Here is a 17,082-nt window from a genome sequence, read left to right as displayed (position 1 = left end):
ATTTGGTACAGGCTGCTCTGTATTTTTTTCACTTAGCTTCATGTGCACCACCTCCTAATACTTAATCCGCGGATCAAGTTTTTTATACAAAATGTCAACGACCAAGTTAATCATGACAAAGATGAAGGCGATGACTAAAATTCCTGACTGGATAACCGGATAATCCCGGTAATTAATCGCTTCATATACATATCTGCCTACCCCTGGCCAACTGAAAATTGTTTCCGTTAAAATAGCACCGCCTAAGAGCACACCCGTTTGCAATCCGATTACAGTGATTACTGGTATCATCGCGTTTTTTAACGCGTGCTTATAGATAACAAGAAATTGGCCGGACCCTTTCGCCCGCACTGTACGAATGTAATCCGACTTCATGACTTCTAGCATGCTGGATCTAGTCATCCGTGCAATGATTGCCATCGGGATTGTTCCAAGGGCAATACTCGGTAATATCAAATGCTTCAATATCGTTCCCGCCCTGGCAAAGTCAAGATGAATCAATGAGTCAAGTACATAGAGATGCGTAATTGCAGCAATTGGATCCTTACTGTCTTGTCTGCCATAAGCAGGTAACCAGCCGAGCTCTTGAGCAAATATCCATTGTTCCATTAATGCCAGCCAGAACACCGGCATGGAGACGCCTATTAAAGCAATGAGCATTGCCGCTAAATCAAACCAAGAATTCTGCTTCCAAGCACTAATGATTCCAGCATTGACTCCTACGACAATCGCAAAGATCATAGCAAATAGTGTCAGCTCAAAAGTAGCAGCTATGTAAGGGAGAATTTCACTAGAAATTTCTGCCTTGGAACGAAGCGAGGTGCCCAAATCACCTTGCAAAATATCTAAAATATAATTCCAATATTGAACAAAATAAGGTTCATTTAATCCCATTGTCTTTTCCAAATTAGCAATTGCATCCGCTGTTGCCGTTTCACCTAGAATAACCTGTGCAGGGTTCCCCGGAATAAGATGGACAATTGAAAAGGTTATGAGCGTCATCCCAATTAATACTGGAATGAGCATTAACAGGCGGCGAAGTATATACGTTACCATTTTTTCCCCCTCATTCTGTAAAAACTTTTCGATCCGTCAATAAAGATAGGGATAGCAGCACCAGTCTACTATCCCTTCTGTTTTACCACTTTTCCCTTGCCTGTGAATTACTCAGTCAGTTCTACTTCTGCCAGAGATTCACTTGTAGATGGATGCGGGACATAGTTTTGCACATTACTTGTAGTCGCCATTACTGGTGTAGAGTGTACAAGTGTAACCATTGGCGAGTCTTCCGATATGAGTTCTTGAGCTTGTGCATAAAGGTCAGCCCGCTCATCCTGGTCAATAGCCCGTTTTGCTGCATCCAGCAGTTCATCGACCTCATCATTTTGATAAAATTCACGGTTACTGCTTCCAATGTTAGAGCCATGGAGCAGACTGCTTAAGAAATAATCCGGGTCTCCATTTGTTCCAGACCAGCCAAGCATATACAACTGATGCTCACCTTGGGATGTCTTTTCCAAGTACGGCGCCCACTCTTCACGTACGATATTAGCTGTCACACCAACGTCTTCTAAGTTGTTCTGAACGATTTGTGCAACCGTCTCCGGATCAGGCATATACGGACGCGCGACCGGCATTGTCCACAATTCAATTTCAAGCCCATCCTCAAATCCTGCTTCAGCTAGTAGTTCAATCGCTTTATCCGGGTCATACTCATAAGCCTCGACATCATCGTTATAACCTAAATATACCGGTGGCAGTGGGTTTTTTGCTGTTGTAGCATAACCAGCATACAAAGCATCCGCAATTGCCTCTTTATCAATGGCATAATTGATTGCGTGACGTACTTCCACTTTATCAAGCGGCTCACTCTGTGTATTAAAACCAAGGTAGCCAACGTTGTTTTCTGATCTTGTCAATAGCTCTAAACCTTCCTCCGCCTCTACCCCTTCAGCATCATCTGGATTCAGTCCATCCATAATATCAACTTCACCGGAACGGAGTGCAATTAACCGAGCAGCATTATCAGGAATCACTTCAAAAATAACTCGATCTAGCTTCGGTAAACCATCTACACGATAGTCTTCAAACTTCTCGAGGACTATGGAGTCATCCTTCGTCCAGCTCACAAATTTAAACGGTCCTGTACCTACAGGATTTTCATTAATTTCTGGTCCATACTCTTCCAGTGCAGCTGGAGATGTTATGGCAAAATAGCTCATCCCAAGATTTTGCAGGAAGAATCCAAGCGGCTGATTTAAAATAAATTCAATTTCATGGTCATTTACGACATTAATCTCTTCAATGACATGTCCTTCTTCCCCTTCAAACCCGCCAAACATTGTTCCATACATGGAATAGACATAACCGTCATCAGAGAATGCATATTCATGGTCTGGATCTGCCCATCTTTCAAAATTCGTTTTTACGGCTTCTGCATTGAAGTCCGTCCCGTCATGAAAGGTTACTCCTTCCTCCAGGTAGAACGTATAGGAAAGGCCATCATCAGAAACTTCCCAATCATGGGCAAGCCCCGGCAGTAATTCAAAGGAATCTTTTTCAAAGGTCAATAGTCCTTCCAACACTTGATGGGTAACTCGCGAAGATTCCCCATCCGTCGTGCTTCCAGGATCCAGACTCTCAGAATCTCCCCCTCTAGCAAATACTAATACTTGATCTCCGGCTGCAGTCGCCTCTTCCACTTCAGCATCATCATTTTCCCCTGCATCCGTCTCTGTCGCGTCTTCATCTGGTGTGTCGCTCGTATTGGCACCACCATCCCCACTACACGCTACGAGTGCTAATAAAAAAATCAGCAATGCAGCAAGTAAAGTCACGCGTAACTTCATTTCTTTATCCCCCTTTTTTCTTACTAAAAATATATTTTATTACTTGTCATTATATAAATGACAGGCAACAAAATGCTGATCATCGACCGGACCGAATTCCGGCCTTACTTGCGAACAAATATCCATCGCAAACGGGCATCTCGTATGGAATGCACACCCGGTCGGTGGATTCGCGGGACTTGGCACATCCCCCTCAAGAATAACCCGCTCTTTCACAATGTCCGGATCGGGTTCCGGCACGGCAGATAATAATGCTTTGGTATATGGATGCTTCGGTTCCTCGTATAAGGCATCCTTCTCAGCGAGTTCAACCATCCGGCCTAAATACATAACCCCGACCCGATCGCTAATATGTTTAACAACACTTAAATCATGTGCAATAAAAATATAGGTTAATTGAAACTCATCACGGAGTTCTTCCATTAAATTTAATATTTGTGACTGTACCGATACGTCAAGAGCAGATACAGGCTCATCACAAATAATTAATTTCGGATGATTTGCGAGGGCCCTAGCAATCCCAATTCGCTGTCTTTGACCTCCACTGAACTGATGCGGGTATCTTGAGACATGATAGCTGCTTAAGCCGACAATTTCTAGGAGCTGCCTTACACGTTTCTTTCGTTCATTCTTTGATTTCAATCCATGAACGAGTAAAGGTTCACCAACAATTTTCTCCACGGTATGCCGCGGATTTAAGGATGCGTATGGGTCCTGGAAAATAATTTGCATATCCCTTCTTAATTTCCGCATATCCTCTGAACCAAATTTTGTTATATCTTTCCCTTCGAATTTCACTTCACCTTCCGTCGGTTCGATCAATCGCAGAATCGATTTTCCCGTCGTTGATTTCCCGCAGCCTGACTCCCCGACAATTCCTAAGATTTCCCCTTCCCGCACGTGGAAAGAAACGTCATCAACCGCTTTCACTTCACCAACGGTTTTACCAAACACACCGCCTTGGATCGGGAAATATTTTTTTAACCCTTTCACTTCAAGTATTGGTTGTGACATTCTTTAATCGCTCTCCTTCCTGCTCCGAATGTAAGAAGCAACGACTTTCACGGTCTTCGCCTAAGTTGTAAATTTGCGGGTTCTCCTTGAAGCAACGTTCAAAGGCGAATTCACAACGGGGAGCAAAACGGCAGCCAATATGATCTTTCCTCGGCCTAGCTACCGTACCGGGAATGGAATAAAGCTTCTTCTCCTTCCCATGGAGCTTTGGCAAGGAACGAATTAACCCTTGCGTATAAGGATGTTTCGGATCCTTCAAGATTTCCCTTGTCGTTCCTTGTTCAACTACTTGTCCAGAATACATGACGACAACCCGGTCGCAAATATCGGCTACAACACCTAAATCATGGGTAATAAGTAAAATACTTGTCTGTTCTTCTTTATTGATTTTTTTCATTAAATCAAGAATCTGCGCTTGAATCGTCACGTCAAGTGCAGTTGTCGGCTCGTCAGCTATAAGTAAGCTCGGTTCACTAGCCATCGCCATTGCTATCATGACGCGCTGGCGCATTCCACCCGATAATTGATGGGGGTATTCATTTACAATATCTTCTGCTCGCGGTATCCCTACAACCTTCAACATCTGAATCGCTTTTTCCGTTGCCGCCTGTTTACTTACCTTCTGATGAATACGGATTGCTTCTCGCATTTGATTACCGATTGTAAATACGGGATTCAATGAAGTCATGGGCTCTTGGAAGATCATCGAAATCTCATTGCCACGAATCTTTTTCATGCGCTTCTCACTTGCTTTTGCCAAGTTTTCATCCTTATAAAAAATGGAACCGTTTACAATCTTTCCGGGAGGTTTTGGTATTAATTGTAAAATGGATAAGGAAGTAACACTTTTCCCGCTGCCTGATTCCCCCACTACTCCTACCACTTCTCCTTTATGTACGGTAAAACTTACCTGATCCACTGCTGGAATTTCTCCGCTATCCGTAAAGAAATGGGTGCTCAACTCTTTTACCTCCAGGATTGCTTCTGCCATTTTCTACCTCCTTCACATTAAAATAGGGTTAGTCTCCTCATTAATATACAGAAAATTTATTAAAATATCAAGAGAATAATTTTTTACAGTTTAGAAAAAATAGTTTATACTACTTTACAAAGGAGCGTGAACAGGATTGATCGAAGTCTATACAGATGCTGCTTCTAAAGGTAATCCCGGTAAAAGCGGAATCGGCATCGTCATCAAATCTGGAAAAAGAGACGTCGAATATTCTTTTCCAATCGGTACATATTCGAATCATGAAGCAGAATTTCACGCGGTAATCAAGGCATTAGAACTATGTAAGGTACAGTATCCAAAAGAAATACTTTCCTTTCGAACTGACTCCAAGATTGTCGTTGATACCGTAGAAAAGAACTATACAAAAAATAATAACTTCCTTCCCTTGCTTGAAAGAATTCAAGAGTTAAGTGAGCATTTCCCGTTATTTTTCATTAAATGGATCCCAGAAAAACAAAATCAACGAGCAGACCGACTAGCAAAGGAAGGTATTCATAAATAATAATAGAAAGAACAAAGGTGAATAGAACGTGAAGAAAAGTATTGTTTTAATTGGATTCATGGGTGTTGGGAAAACAACACTCGGTAAAGAACTTGCCCGTAAGTTACAATGCGGATTCCTTGACATAGATGCAGAAATTGAAGCGAAATACGGCATGGAAGCTGTCGATATTTTTAAAGTATACGGAGAAAAGGAATTCAGAAAAACGGAAAGAGAAATGATCGTGGACGCCTGTCAATTAGAAGGTAAAGTGATTTCTGTTGGTGGCGGAGCGTTCATGCAGGAAGAAATCCGCAAAGCTTGCATCGAGCATGCAATAGTCATATTTCTTGACATGACATTTGATTATTGGAAAGAGCGTATTAGTCTTTTGCTTCCAACGAGGCCCGTATTACAAGGAAAAAGTCTGGAAGAGATTAAAAGTCTCTTTGATGAACGCCAGGCGATCTACAAGGAACATCATATCCGCCTGCTAATTGATAACCTCGATGTAGACGCTGCAGTTCAAACAATTCATGATAAGTTGAAATTATTATAAGTTAGAAAAGGCGTTTGAAGAAATAAAAAAGACAAGGGGATGAATTGAATTCAAGCCCTTGTCTTTATTGAGATATTAGCGCGCCCAGGAGGATTCGAACCCCCGACAAACCTGGTACCGGAAACCAGTGCTCTATCCGGCTGAGCTATGGGCGCATCATCTATTTATGAACACAAAGATTATTATAACGTTTTTTTAGTAGACTTTCAAGCTTTTTTACATGTATACTTATTTTACTACTGTTTATAAAGATAAATAAACGGGTAAGCTAGCATTTAGTCTGTTTTTATTTAATCGAAGTCTTTCGTTTGACCTTTTTTGACCAATGGTATATGATGAAAAAAGAAAGCTCACAAGAAATACTAACGATTGACAAATGTGAATAAGGAGGATATGTAAATGAATTTAGTACCTACAGTTATTGAACAAACGAACCGTGGAGAACGTGCTTATGATATTTATTCAAGACTTTTGAAAGACCGTATCATTCTGCTTGGTAGCGGTATTGATGATAATGTGGCGAACTCAATTGTCGCTCAACTGCTATTCCTTGAGGCAGAAGATCCTGGTAAAGATATCTCTCTTTATATCAACTCTCCCGGCGGATCCATCACAGCTGGAATGGCAATCTATGATACAATGAATTTCATTAAATCAGATGTATCAACTATTTGTATCGGTATGGCCGCTTCAATGGGTGCATTCCTGCTTGCAGCAGGTGAAAAAGGCAAACGCTACGCCCTTCCAAACAGTGAGATTATGATTCACCAGCCACTTGGCGGTGCGCAAGGGCAAGCAACAGATATTGAAATCCATGCAAAACGAATCATTGAAATTAAGAAACGGATGAATGAAATCCTAGCTGAGAAAACCGGTCAGCCACTAGAAGTAATTGAGCGCGACACAGAGCGTGACAACTTCATGAATGCAGAACGTTCCGTAGAATACGGTTTAATCGACCAAATCTTAGAGCGTAAGCCAGAGGATAATTAATTAGTACTAAAAAATACCCTTTCACTAATCAAGTGAAAGGGTATTTTTTATTCTTTATTTGTGACGAAGGAGATTAAATGGTTTAAAGCTACCTCTTCATCTGGCCCATCGGCGATAATTTTTATTTCCTCACCATTTGCAATGGCCAAGCTCATTAATCCCATAATACTTTTTGCATTCACCTTTTTACCGTCTTTTTCTAAAAATAAATGCGAAGAGTAACGATTCGCTTCTTGCACAAATAGTGCAGCAGGTCTGGCCTGCAGACCTGAATCTAAATCAACCTTCACCAAATTCTCTACCAACTCAACTCATCCTCCCTGAAGTTTAGAAAACGCTACCATTTTGCTTTTACTCAATATTTATCTTTATTATGTAGGCAATAAAATTATTCTGCTTACATCGTTCCGTAGCATTTTATCACTTAATATCCCAATCGGGAATGTTGCAACATTCCCGATCTAAATTTTTTAATTATCAGTATTATAACATGAAATACGGAGAAAGAGAATATCCTTTTATTTCTTCACAAAAATTTCACCTTGCCGGATTTTCTCTGCAAATTCATCTATTTTCTTTAGACGATGATTCACACCTGACTTGGATATCTTTCCACTTCCCACCAACTCACCGAGTTCTTTCAATGAAACATCTTCATGTTCCCTTCGCAAAACAGCAATTTCCTGAAGTTTCTCTGGTAATTGGTCTAGACCGACCGTCTGTTCAATTAGCTTAATATTCTCGATTTGTCGGAATGCGGCTCCAATTGTTTTATTCAAATTAGCTGTTTCACAATTAACGAGCCGATTGACGGAATTACGCATATCACGCACAATCCGTACATCTTCAAATTTAAATAGTGCATTATGCGCTCCGATAATACTCAGGAATTCTGTAATCTTCTCCGCCTCTTTAATATAGACGATATAACCATGTCTTCTTTCAAGTGTCTTGGATTTTAAATCGAATGAATTTAATAATTCGCTTAGGGAATTGTTATGCTCTTCGTGGTAGTTGTAAATTTCCAAATGATAAGAAGAAGTTTCCGGGTTGTTTACCGACCCACCTGCAAGGAACGCACCTCTTAAATAGGCCCGCTTCTTCGCGTCATGGTTAAATATTTCCGCTGAAATCGCCCTAATGATATCATACGGGGGTTGCATAATTTCCAAATCCTGCAAAACCTTTCGTACTTCTTCTTTCATCCTGACAATATAAATATTATTTTTCTTCAATTTCATCTTCTTCCGAACAAGCACTTCAATCGGTACATCATAATTACTTTTAATCAATGTATAGATTCTACGGGCAATCGCGGCATTTTCAGTCTGCACATCAAGAGAGTAGCGCTGCCTTGATACGGAAACAACTCCATTCATGCGGATCAATGCTGCAAGTTCAGCCTTCTTTTCTGTTGCATTCGATTCTATTGTTGTTAATTCTTTCTTAATTTCTGAAGCAAAGGACATCGTGTTCTCCTCCTTCACCTTCGATTCCTTCCCTCTTTTGGTTACGCAAAAAGGCAGGTAAAAATGACACTTCACAAAAGAAGAGGTTCTGCTTAAAACACCCACATTCTACAATGTAAATCTCACCACACACGCTAGTTAGCTTTTCCGCTCCCTAAGCACTACTTGCAGCCTTGATATCGACACATAGACGTGCTAGAAGTCGGCGCTAGCAATAACGATCACGTTTTGAGCCTGCCTCATTCCTTTTCCGCCTTTTTACTACCTACTCTTCTATAATAAGGAATATAACAGCTTTGCAATCTTATCCGTGTCATGACGAAGAGCTGGATGATCTTTGTTAATAATATCCCCTTCGATAATTTCAAGTCCAAATGCAAGCAATTTATCGGTATCATAAATAACTGGTTCGGCATTCTCTTCCGCATATTTTTCCTTGATCGTATCTTTAATCGGTTCATTGTGTACGACGATCGCATCAACAATTCCTTTCCCGATATGACGGTTAATCGCCTCCACATGGTCAGATGCCGTATACCCCGTCGTTTCACCAGCCTGAGTCATCAAATTACAAACATAAACAATTTTAGCTTTTGTCTGTTCTAATGCTTCTTGTACACTTGGGACAATCAGATTGGGCATTATACTCGTATAAAGACTGCCTGGGCCGATGACAACTAGATCAGCCTCAACAATCGCCTGAACTGCATGACTAAATGGTTTTACAGGTTCAGGACTTATAAAAACATGGTCAATCCCTTTATTTGATAACGGAATATTAGATTCCCCCGAAACAATTGTTCCATCTTTCATTTTAGCATGAAGCGATAGATTTTCTGTGGAAATTGGATAGATGGTGCCTTTTACGTTCAACACACGGGAAATCTCTTTTATTCCATCATAAAAGTCGCCCGTGACAGAGGTCATCGCCGCAAGCAATAAATTGCCCAGGGAATGACCGGACAAACCGTTTCCCACTTCAAACCGGTGTTGAAATAATTCAACTAGCATCGGTTCTGCATCCGAAAGTGCAGCAATTACATTGCGAATATCTCCAGGTGCAGGGATGGCCATCTCATCCCGCAATCTCCCGGTACTTCCGCCATCATCTGCTACCGTAACAATTGCAATCAAATCAATTGGTAAATTCTTTAAACCCCGTAGCAGGACAGGCATTCCTGTACCTCCACCGATGACAACGACTCTTGGTTGTTTATCCTCATTCATCCTCAACTTCCCTTTCTCTTATCGATATCGCGATGGCTGATATGGGTAATATAATTCCTTGATAATTCCTTAGCGAAGTGTTCAGCGAGAGCAACAGAACGGTGTTGTCCTCCCGTACATCCAATCGCGATGACAAGTTGGGATTTCCCTTCTTTCTTATACTGTGGAAGCATGAACTCTAATAAATCTAAGACTTTATCAATGAATTTCTGCGTGTCCGACCATTTAAACACATAAGAGGATACTTCTTGATTCAGACCAGTAAGTGGCTTAAGATGGCCTACATAATGAGGGTTCGGTAAGAAGCGGACATCAAAAACCAGATCCGCATCAATCGGAATACCGTATTTAAAACCGAAAGAAACCATATTGATGGAGAAGATTTCCTGATGTTCTTCAGAATATATTTTCAAAATTTTATCGCGAAGCTCTCGCGGTTTCAAATCAGTCGTATCGATAATTCGTTGTGCACGTCCTCTTAATTCATCTAATATTTCTCTTTCCTGCTTAATCCCTGTAAGCGGCAAACCGCCAACAGCTAATGGATGGGAGCGCCTTGTTTCTTTATAACGGCTCACTAGTGCTGTATCTTTTGCATCTAAGAAGAGGATGTGTTCCTTAACCCAATTTTCTTCACTTAGTGAATCCAGTGCTTCGAATAAGGAATCGAAAAATTCCCTGCCCCGCAAGTCCATTACGAGGGCAACTTTTGTAATGTTATTGGTAGAATCCTTCATCAACTCCAGAAATTTAGGTAGTAATGTTGGTGGTAAGTTATCTACACAATAAAATCCCAAGTCTTCAAAGCTCTGTACTGCTACTGTCTTTCCTGCTCCTGACATTCCGGTAATAATTACTAATCGCGTTCCTGTGTCTAAGCCCATTTCCGTCTCTGCCATTTCTAATCGCACTCCTTTAGAGGAACTTTTCTTCGCTTCTTGTTTCTTATATCTATCATATGCTATTCACGAACGAATTTAAACTATATTAATTTATTTTTATTCAAACAGCTAGGTACACTTTTCATTACTTCTTTCGTTCAGCGTAAATACAACTGCCTTCTGGAGGTCCGCAGTCCAGACACCTCTCGCTTTCCGCAGGCGGCTGGTAAGCCTCCTCGTACGCTTTGCGTACTGCGGGGTCTCACCTATGCCTTTCCTCCTGCAGGAGTCTCGAGGTGTCTGGACTGCTCCGAGGAAGGACCCTATTTGGAACACTATTTTTCAGTTAAGGAATTAGAACTATCATCATAGTGGATAGTTTCCGTTAACAATAACCCTCTCTACCAGTTCAGTTGCCCGGTGGACGGTGACTCCTGCGGGAATAGCACGGGTCCGGAGACCCCGCAGGGCGATAGCCCGAGGAGGCTTCGGCTGTGCCCGCGGAAAGCATCCGTCCACCGGGCAACTGAACGGCGGTTAGAGGTCTAGCCAATAGAACGTCTAATCACTTACGCTGAATGAAAGGGATGGTGGTCCATTTAAGATTCGACAGGTTGCAACAAATTTTGATGGGGATTCATTTTTTTCGTAAAGTAAAAAAATGCACAGGTGTAGCAACCTGTGCACAAAAACTAATTTATCTATTAAAAGGGGGTCAATTAGTTATAAATAGTGTACCCAATTATTGTTGCATACGGGTTACAGGAGCGTTAAGAAGTAATGACTTTTCATTAACTTTCTTTACGATTGGGTCGTATCAATTACTTCAGGTAAATTTTCCACATAGCTGATTGCCTCTTCAGCAGCGATACTGCCATCTCCAGTTGCTGTCACAATTTGTCGTAATTTTTTGTCGCGAATATCCCCAGCTGCAAATACGCCTGGTATTTTCGTTGCCATATTTTCGTCTGTTGGAATGTAGCCTTCTTCATCTGTAATTCCGAGGGACTGGAATGGCTCACTTAAAGGTTCTGTTCCAATGTAGATAAATACACCATCTGTTTGGAAGTTAGATTTCTCACCTGTATTCCTATTTTCTAACGTAACACTCACTACTTTACCATTTTCTCCATTTATTTCAGTAACGCCAGTATCCCAGATGAATTCAATTTTTTCATTATTGAATGCTCGTTCTTGGAGAATCTTTTGAGCTCGTAATTCATCACGACGGTGAATAATTGTCACTTTACTCGCAAATCGAGTGAGGTACATTCCCTCCTCAACTGCCGAGTCGCCCCCACCGACAACGACGAGATGCCTTTCCTTAAAGAATGCCCCGTCACATACCGCACAGTAGGAAACTCCGCGTCCGGCTAATTCCTCTTCGCCAGGAATACCTAACTTCTTATGCTCTGCACCTGTTGTAATGATTAATGATTTGGTATTATATTCTTTATTGCCTGCAATAACGGTTTTATAGTCTCCGTGGTCAACAACGTCTTTAATATCACCGTATGCATATTCGGCTCCGAATTTCTTCGCATGTTCAAACATTTTATTTGATAAGTCTGGACCAAGGATATGGTCATATCCAGGATAGTTCTCCACATCTTCCGTGTTCGCTACTTGACCTCCTGGAATGCCGCGCTCGATCATCAATGTTTTTAAATTTGCTCGTGATGCGTAGACAGCTGCAGTCATACCAGCAGGACCTGCTCCAGCTATGATCACATCATATAAAATTTCTTCAGACATGTTTATCGCCTCTTTTATAATTGTTCTTATGTTGAGTTTATAATAATCTACGTTTTTCCGTCTATTTATCTGCTCACGACTCCTGCCAGGGTGCTACGTGATCTTGAAGAGCTCGATGCTTCAAGCAGCCATCTTCCCATAAGTCGAAGGCAAGCTCTTTTTTCCCTATATGGTAACAAGTGATGCTGAACCATTTATAAAAAGATAAATGCCCACGTGCCATACCCCGATTAATTCTTGTAAATCGTCGATAAGCTACGTCATAGTTCCCTGTTTTTGCCATCGTCACCGCAAGCTTAATCTGTTGATCCGCATGTAGCGGATAGACATGGATCAATTCATTTATGATTTTCTCATATGCTTCATGCTGCTCTGCTTCATAGTAGAACAGCGCAAGATTAATCATACTATGCAAGGAATTGCCCACTTCTTTAAAAATCTTCATTTCCAGATCAATTGCCTTCTGCTCTTCTCCGGTATAGAACAAGGCTTGCGCATAATCATGTCTCACAACAAGATGATCCGGAAATAAGAGGAGCATCTCATGAATGAGCGGGATTGCTTTCTGCCATTCCTCATTCTCCATCATATAGAAGACTGTCTCCTGATACTTTAGCAAGTCATCTTCCTCTTCTAATAACCAATCATCGAATTCTTCATCTTCCAGTTCGAATTCGATGAGCTCCATCAGCATCTCCGCTTCTTCACCGAACTCCCCCTCCGGTTCCTTCTCTAAATACGTTTTCGCATATTTCATGGAATCATTGAGAAGCCCAAGATGTGCATAGTTATTCGCAAGTAAATAATAACAATCTACATAATCATTGTTCTGTAATACATGATTTAATAATTGATTTGCCCTGTGATACTTCCCTGTTTCTGTATATACAACGGAAAGCTGGCATTTATATAAAGGATTCGTTGGATCTGAATCGATCGCTTTCGTTAACCACCTTACAGATTGGTCAAATCTCTGCTTCTGGAATGCTTTAACTCCTTTTGAGAAGTAAAATTCCGCCTCCGGAATAAACGGAAGAAACTTATTTGCTTTTTTACGCTGTTTATTCATTAGCCTGCTCCTAAAATTGACATATGTTTTTAGTATAACACATTTCCTTTTATAGGCGAACTTGGAACAGTACCTAAAGGTAGGTAATTGCAACATCCCTATGTTGCCCTACTTTAAGCAAAATTCGTTTTCTCGGAAACAACCAAACAACGGTGGCTGCCATATAGGCTATCACATGTGATGCATTTAATCGATTTAAAATACACCAATCCAGTTCGGCAGATGGGAATGTCACTTGGAGTATAGTTTGTTTTGTTTCATTTATAAGTTCAACTAATGCCCGGAATTTATTCTTTTTCCAAACAAATCCCAACAAAATCTTATACTTATCTTTTAAAAATAGAGCTTCAGCCTCTAGGGTGAGAAATTTCAGTTTAAATAGGAACATAATCTTTTCCCGAAATTACAATTCTCCAGAAGGATATAAAGGAAATGATCTAAGAAAGTTTCCCCTTTACTTTTAGCTTAATGTGCGTACGATTTACATTACTAGAAAAAAAGCTACGTCTGACTGTTTTAATGACTTTTTTGTGAAACTCATCACATTTTATTGTTGTTTCTGTCAGAGGTAATTCCCCCCCTGCACCAAAAAAGCGGCACATATACATGTCCCGCTTTCGCCTAAAGCTAGACTGAACTTTTCAGTCATTCCATTATTTCACGATACGAATATATTTATTCTAGTTGTGTTTTTTCCTGTTTTTTCCGTTCATCCATTTCTTCTTTCGTATATATGATTCGCATCGGGTTTCCACCAACAAATGCGCCTGCTGGAACATTTTTATGGACGAGTGTTCCAGCGGACACCGTAGCACCATCGCCAATCGTAATTCCTGGCAGGATGGTTGAATTCGCACCGATCAGCACTTCATCTCCTATTGCTACTTCCCCAAGACGGTATTCATTAATCAAATATTCATGAGCAAGAATCGTCGTGTTATAACCGATAATACTATTCCTGCCTACTTTGATTTTTTCTGGAAACATAATATCGGGCATGACCATCAAAGCAAATGCGGTCTCCTCCCCAACTTCCATTCTTAAAAAAGTTCGATATAACCAATTTTTCATCGCGAGAAACGGTGTATAGCGGGCAAGTTGGATAATAATAAAGTTTTTAACAACTTTAAGAAACGGGACCGTTTTATAAATCTGCCACAGGGAATTGGAATCTTTCACAGGATATGCTTTCGTCTTACGCATCGGTTACACACCTACTATTTGAAGAAGATCTGCCATATTTTCGAGCATATATGTCGGCTCATATGTAAGTAATCGGTCCCTTCCCTTTTGCGACCAGCTGACAGCCGCGGTCCTTACACCGGCATTGTGGCCTGATTCAATATCATGGGAATTATCTCCAACCATAATCGTAGACTTACTCTCTCCCCCCAGCTCCTCCATCGCTTTAAGAACCGGTTCTGGATGTGGTTTTGCATGTGTCACTTTATCTAACGTAACAATAGAATCAAAAAATCCAGTCAAGCCTGTTTTCTTCAAGCCCATCTCTACACCTTGTCTAATCTTTGTCGTGACGATTCCCATTTTAATATTATTCTTCTTCAATACCTGAAGTGTTTCCAGCACATTCGGAAATGCTGTTACATACTGGTCATGATACAGGTAATTATGGGCCCTGTACGTTGCTACCATCTCATCTGACCGGACTGGATCGATTTTCTTAAATGTCTCCACGAGTGGTGGACCATTAAATTCAATAATTTCCTCATCCGTAAAGTCTAATTTAAAATGTTCAAAAGTATGTTTAAAAGATGCAACAATCAACTGATTCGTATCAATGAGCGTTCCATCCAAATCAAAGAGTATTGTCCGCGTGTCCATGCTTTTAGTTCCTTTCTGGATTTCACATATTTCCTTCTAGAGCTTAACGCTTTTTCTTCTTTTTCTTCCGGTCTTTCTTCGGCTCAAGCATATCAAGATATCTTGTTGTTACCGTTTTACGGCGATAGATGATCAAGATGATCCCTAGCACGATTAATGTCACTGAAACAACTTGTGCAGTCCGCAAACCTTCAACAATATATAAACTATCCGTTCGTAAACCTTCAATAAAGAAGCGTCCAACAGAATAAAATATGAGATAGTTTAAGAATATTAAACCGCGCGTCGGGTTATATTTCCGAAGTAGAAGCAAGAAAATAAATACAAGAATATTCCAGATGGATTCATAAAGGAACGTCGGGTGGTACATGACGCCTCCAATCGTCATCTGATTCATAATAAAATCTGGTAAGTATTGGAGAAAGTTATTATAGGCTGCTTCTGAAACAGGTCCTCCATGGGCTTCCTGGTTCATGAAATTTCCCCAGCGACCAATTGCTTGTCCAAGAATCAAGCTTGGTGCGATAATATCGGCAAGCTTCCAAAATGACAACTTTTTCACTCTCGTATATACGATTGCTGTCAGAACCCCGCCAAGGACCGCGCCATGAATCGCAATTCCACCTTCCCAAATCGCAAACACCTTCCAAAACGGACCGCCAGAATACCGTTCCCATTCAAAGGTAACGTAAAAAATCCGTGCAGTTATAATTGCGATTGGAATGGCATATACGACAAAATCAATAATCGTATCTTTATTCCAACCGAGCCTCTCCGCTTCTCTCATTGCTAAATAAATTCCAAGTAATGCTCCAAAGGCAATAATGACGCCGTACCAATAAACGGTAAAAGGCCCCAATTCAAGCATAACTCGGTTTAATGGCTCTACCGTATAAATCAAAAAAACACCCCCCCTATTCCAACATGTTTTTTTCACTTTGAATGATATCTGTTAACCGCTCGGAAAATTGTTCGGCGGTGTTTATTCCCATGAGTTTGAGCCGGAAGTTCATCGCTGCTACTTCAATAATAACAGCTAAGTTTCTCCCAGGTCGTACCGGTATCGTTGCTTTCGGCAGTTTGACGTCCATAATTTGCAATGTATCTTCATCAAGTCCAAGACGGTCATACTGCTTCGTGTCATCCCAGTTTTCAAGATGAATAGCGACAGAGATACGTTTTTTCGTCCGTACTGCTCCCGCACCAAATAAAGTCATGACATCAATAATCCCTAATCCACGGATTTCCAGCATATGTTCAAGGATTTCAGGTGAGCTGCCAACAAGGCTGTCATAATCTTCTTGGTAAATTTCCACACTGTCGTCCGCAACAAGGCGATGACCACGTTTCACAAGCTCCAGTGCTGTTTCACTCTTTCCAACACCGCTTTGCCCAGTAATCAACACGCCTACACCATAAATATCAACGAGTACACCATGCATTGAAGTAGTCGGCGCGAATTTCCCTTCCAAGTAGTTCGTTAACCGACTTAATACCCGGGTTGTTTTCCGGGGTGAACGCAGAATCGGGACACCCGCTTCATTCGCAACTTCAATCAATATTTCTGGGATATCCATGCCACGTGAAACAACGATTCCTGGTGTGATATCTTCGCAAAGTTTGATTGCCCGGTCGCGTTTTTCTTCATCGGATAGTTCTAGAAAATAAGCCATCTCGGTACGTCCAATTAATTGTAGTCTCTCTTTTGGATAAAAATTAAAATACCCTGTCATTTCTATTCCCGGTCGTGATATATCACTCGTAATGATCTCTCGGTTGATTCCTTGGGCTCCAGCTACTAATGTTAATGTAAAGTTATCAAGCAGATCTTTTGTACAAACCCTCACCATTATCTTCCCTCCATATAAGATGGAAATCTGAACAAGTCGTGAAACTGTATTAACCATCGCTCTAGGAATATACAGTGCTTC

Annotated in this window: 18 protein-coding genes and 1 tRNA gene; 3 read left to right on the top strand and 16 right to left on the bottom strand. The window is 41.0% G+C overall.

The features are described 5' to 3' along the window. Window positions 1-54: 54 nt before the first annotated feature. From GN217_RS05895 to GN217_RS05880, 4 genes are all read right to left on the bottom strand, one after another. Window positions 55-1,056 (bottom strand): ABC transporter permease, encoded by a 1,002-nt coding sequence (locus tag GN217_RS05895; RefSeq protein ID WP_156855740.1) that lies wholly within the window; start codon window positions 1,054-1,056, stop codon window positions 55-57. Between the two features lie 107 nt (window positions 1,057-1,163). Further along, window positions 1,164-2,849, bottom strand: coding sequence for an ABC transporter substrate-binding protein (locus GN217_RS05890; protein ID WP_156855739.1), 1,686 nt, complete (start codon window positions 2,847-2,849; stop codon window positions 1,164-1,166). 39 nt (window positions 2,850-2,888) lie between these two features. Next, window positions 2,889-3,863 carry an ABC transporter ATP-binding protein gene (locus tag GN217_RS05885; protein WP_156855738.1) on the bottom strand — a complete coding sequence of 325 codons (975 nt, stop codon included), beginning with the start codon at window positions 3,861-3,863 and terminating at the stop codon, window positions 2,889-2,891. After that, the gene (locus tag GN217_RS05880) at window positions 3,844-4,854 is read right to left on the bottom strand and encodes an ABC transporter ATP-binding protein (protein WP_156855737.1); all 1,011 of its coding nucleotides are present in this window, start codon (window positions 4,852-4,854) and stop codon (window positions 3,844-3,846) included. The genes GN217_RS05885 and GN217_RS05880 overlap by 20 nt, the downstream gene beginning before the upstream one ends. Window positions 4,855-4,990: 136 nt before the next feature. On the opposite strand from GN217_RS05880, the gene GN217_RS05875 reads away from it, so the two are divergent. Together GN217_RS05875 and GN217_RS05870 are read left to right on the top strand one after the other, a co-directional pair. Beyond that, window positions 4,991-5,377 (top strand): ribonuclease HI family protein, encoded by a 387-nt coding sequence (locus tag GN217_RS05875; RefSeq protein WP_156855736.1) that lies wholly within the window; start codon window positions 4,991-4,993, stop codon window positions 5,375-5,377. 58 nt (window positions 5,378-5,435) lie between these two features. Further along, on the top strand, window positions 5,436-5,915 hold the full coding sequence (locus GN217_RS05870; protein WP_156855823.1) for a shikimate kinase: 480 nt from the start codon (window positions 5,436-5,438) through the stop codon (window positions 5,913-5,915). 79 nt (window positions 5,916-5,994) lie between these two features. Here the strand turns inward: GN217_RS05870 and GN217_RS05865 are convergent. Then, window positions 5,995-6,070 (bottom strand) — tRNA-Arg (locus tag GN217_RS05865). A 244-nt stretch (window positions 6,071-6,314) separates the two neighbouring features. Here GN217_RS05865 and clpP point away from each other — a divergent pair. After that, window positions 6,315-6,908 (top strand): ATP-dependent Clp endopeptidase proteolytic subunit ClpP, encoded by a 594-nt coding sequence (gene clpP, locus GN217_RS05860; protein WP_156855735.1) that lies wholly within the window; start codon window positions 6,315-6,317, stop codon window positions 6,906-6,908. A 47-nt stretch (window positions 6,909-6,955) separates the two neighbouring features. Here clpP and GN217_RS05855 read toward each other — a convergent pair whose 3' ends face one another. The 11 genes from GN217_RS05855 to hprK all read right to left on the bottom strand — a co-directional run bounded on the left by GN217_RS05855 (window position 6,956) and on the right by hprK (window position 17,001). After that, on the bottom strand, window positions 6,956-7,213 hold the full coding sequence (locus GN217_RS05855; protein ID WP_156855734.1) for an HPr family phosphocarrier protein: 258 nt from the start codon (window positions 7,211-7,213) through the stop codon (window positions 6,956-6,958). A 213-nt stretch (window positions 7,214-7,426) separates the two neighbouring features. Further along, window positions 7,427-8,377, bottom strand: a complete 951-nt coding sequence (gene whiA / locus GN217_RS05850; RefSeq protein ID WP_156855733.1) for a DNA-binding protein WhiA — start codon at window positions 8,375-8,377, stop codon at window positions 7,427-7,429. Between the two features lie 273 nt (window positions 8,378-8,650). Next, window positions 8,651-9,604, bottom strand: a complete 954-nt coding sequence (locus tag GN217_RS05845; RefSeq protein WP_156855732.1) for a gluconeogenesis factor YvcK family protein — start codon at window positions 9,602-9,604, stop codon at window positions 8,651-8,653. 2 nt (window positions 9,605-9,606) lie between these two features. Further along, a complete protein-coding gene (gene rapZ / locus GN217_RS05840) occupies window positions 9,607-10,503 on the bottom strand; it encodes an RNase adapter RapZ (protein WP_229782795.1) in 897 nt (298 codons plus the stop codon). 783 nt (window positions 10,504-11,286) lie between these two features. Continuing rightward, window positions 11,287-12,258 carry a thioredoxin-disulfide reductase gene (gene trxB, locus GN217_RS05835; protein WP_255454353.1) on the bottom strand — a complete coding sequence of 324 codons (972 nt, stop codon included), beginning with the start codon at window positions 12,256-12,258 and terminating at the stop codon, window positions 11,287-11,289. A 55-nt stretch (window positions 12,259-12,313) separates the two neighbouring features. Next, window positions 12,314-13,309 (bottom strand): tetratricopeptide repeat protein, encoded by a 996-nt coding sequence (locus GN217_RS05830; RefSeq protein WP_156855730.1) that lies wholly within the window; start codon window positions 13,307-13,309, stop codon window positions 12,314-12,316. 73 nt (window positions 13,310-13,382) lie between these two features. Continuing rightward, window positions 13,383-13,697, bottom strand: coding sequence for a hypothetical protein (locus GN217_RS05825; protein ID WP_156855729.1), 315 nt, complete (start codon window positions 13,695-13,697; stop codon window positions 13,383-13,385). A gap of 287 nt (window positions 13,698-13,984) precedes the next feature. After that, window positions 13,985-14,512, bottom strand: coding sequence for an acyltransferase (locus GN217_RS05820; RefSeq protein ID WP_156855728.1), 528 nt, complete (start codon window positions 14,510-14,512; stop codon window positions 13,985-13,987). Window positions 14,513-14,515: 3 nt separating this feature from the next. Then, the gene (ppaX, locus tag GN217_RS05815) at window positions 14,516-15,151 is read right to left on the bottom strand and encodes a pyrophosphatase PpaX (protein ID WP_156855727.1); all 636 of its coding nucleotides are present in this window, start codon (window positions 15,149-15,151) and stop codon (window positions 14,516-14,518) included. 43 nt (window positions 15,152-15,194) lie between these two features. After that, on the bottom strand, window positions 15,195-16,052 hold the full coding sequence (lgt, locus tag GN217_RS05810; RefSeq protein WP_156855726.1) for a prolipoprotein diacylglyceryl transferase: 858 nt from the start codon (window positions 16,050-16,052) through the stop codon (window positions 15,195-15,197). 13 nt (window positions 16,053-16,065) lie between these two features. Further along, complete coding sequence (hprK, locus tag GN217_RS05805; protein WP_198042601.1) at window positions 16,066-17,001, bottom strand: HPr(Ser) kinase/phosphatase; 936 nt, start codon at window positions 16,999-17,001, stop codon at window positions 16,066-16,068. Window positions 17,002-17,082 lie beyond the last annotated feature (81 nt).

Source organism: Oceanobacillus sp. AG (assembly GCF_009746545.1).
Lineage (GTDB): Bacteria > Bacillota > Bacilli > Bacillales > Amphibacillaceae > Oceanobacillus > Oceanobacillus indicireducens.
The sequence above is the reverse complement of the archived record's forward strand: the minus strand, read 5'-3'. Positions and strand labels throughout refer to the sequence as shown.

Bases quoted from the DNA above. Each gene is read 5' to 3' on its own strand.
- GN217_RS05895 (WP_156855740.1), bottom strand. From the start codon at position 1,056: ATGGTAACGTATATACTTCGCCGCCTGTTAATGCTCATTCCAGTATTA.
- GN217_RS05890 (WP_156855739.1), bottom strand. From the start codon at position 2,849: ATGAAGTTACGCGTGACTTTACTTGCTGCATTGCTGATTTTTTTATTA.
- GN217_RS05885 (WP_156855738.1), bottom strand. From the start codon at position 3,863: ATGTCACAACCAATACTTGAAGTGAAAGGGTTAAAAAAATATTTCCCG.
- GN217_RS05880 (WP_156855737.1), bottom strand. From the start codon at position 4,854: ATGGCAGAAGCAATCCTGGAGGTAAAAGAGTTGAGCACCCATTTCTTT.
- GN217_RS05870 (WP_156855823.1), top strand. From the start codon at position 5,436: ATGGGTGTTGGGAAAACAACACTCGGTAAAGAACTTGCCCGTAAGTTA.
- clpP (WP_156855735.1), top strand. From the start codon at position 6,315: ATGAATTTAGTACCTACAGTTATTGAACAAACGAACCGTGGAGAACGT.
- whiA (WP_156855733.1), bottom strand. From the start codon at position 8,377: ATGTCCTTTGCTTCAGAAATTAAGAAAGAATTAACAACAATAGAATCG.
- GN217_RS05845 (WP_156855732.1), bottom strand. From the start codon at position 9,604: ATGAATGAGGATAAACAACCAAGAGTCGTTGTCATCGGTGGAGGTACA.
- rapZ (WP_229782795.1), bottom strand. From the start codon at position 10,503: ATGGCAGAGACGGAAATGGGCTTAGACACAGGAACGCGATTAGTAATT.
- GN217_RS05830 (WP_156855730.1), bottom strand. From the start codon at position 13,309: ATGAATAAACAGCGTAAAAAAGCAAATAAGTTTCTTCCGTTTATTCCG.
- GN217_RS05825 (WP_156855729.1), bottom strand. From the start codon at position 13,697: ATGTTCCTATTTAAACTGAAATTTCTCACCCTAGAGGCTGAAGCTCTA.
- GN217_RS05820 (WP_156855728.1), bottom strand. From the start codon at position 14,512: ATGCGTAAGACGAAAGCATATCCTGTGAAAGATTCCAATTCCCTGTGG.
- ppaX (WP_156855727.1), bottom strand. From the start codon at position 15,151: ATGGACACGCGGACAATACTCTTTGATTTGGATGGAACGCTCATTGAT.
- hprK (WP_198042601.1), bottom strand. From the start codon at position 17,001: ATGGTGAGGGTTTGTACAAAAGATCTGCTTGATAACTTTACATTAACA.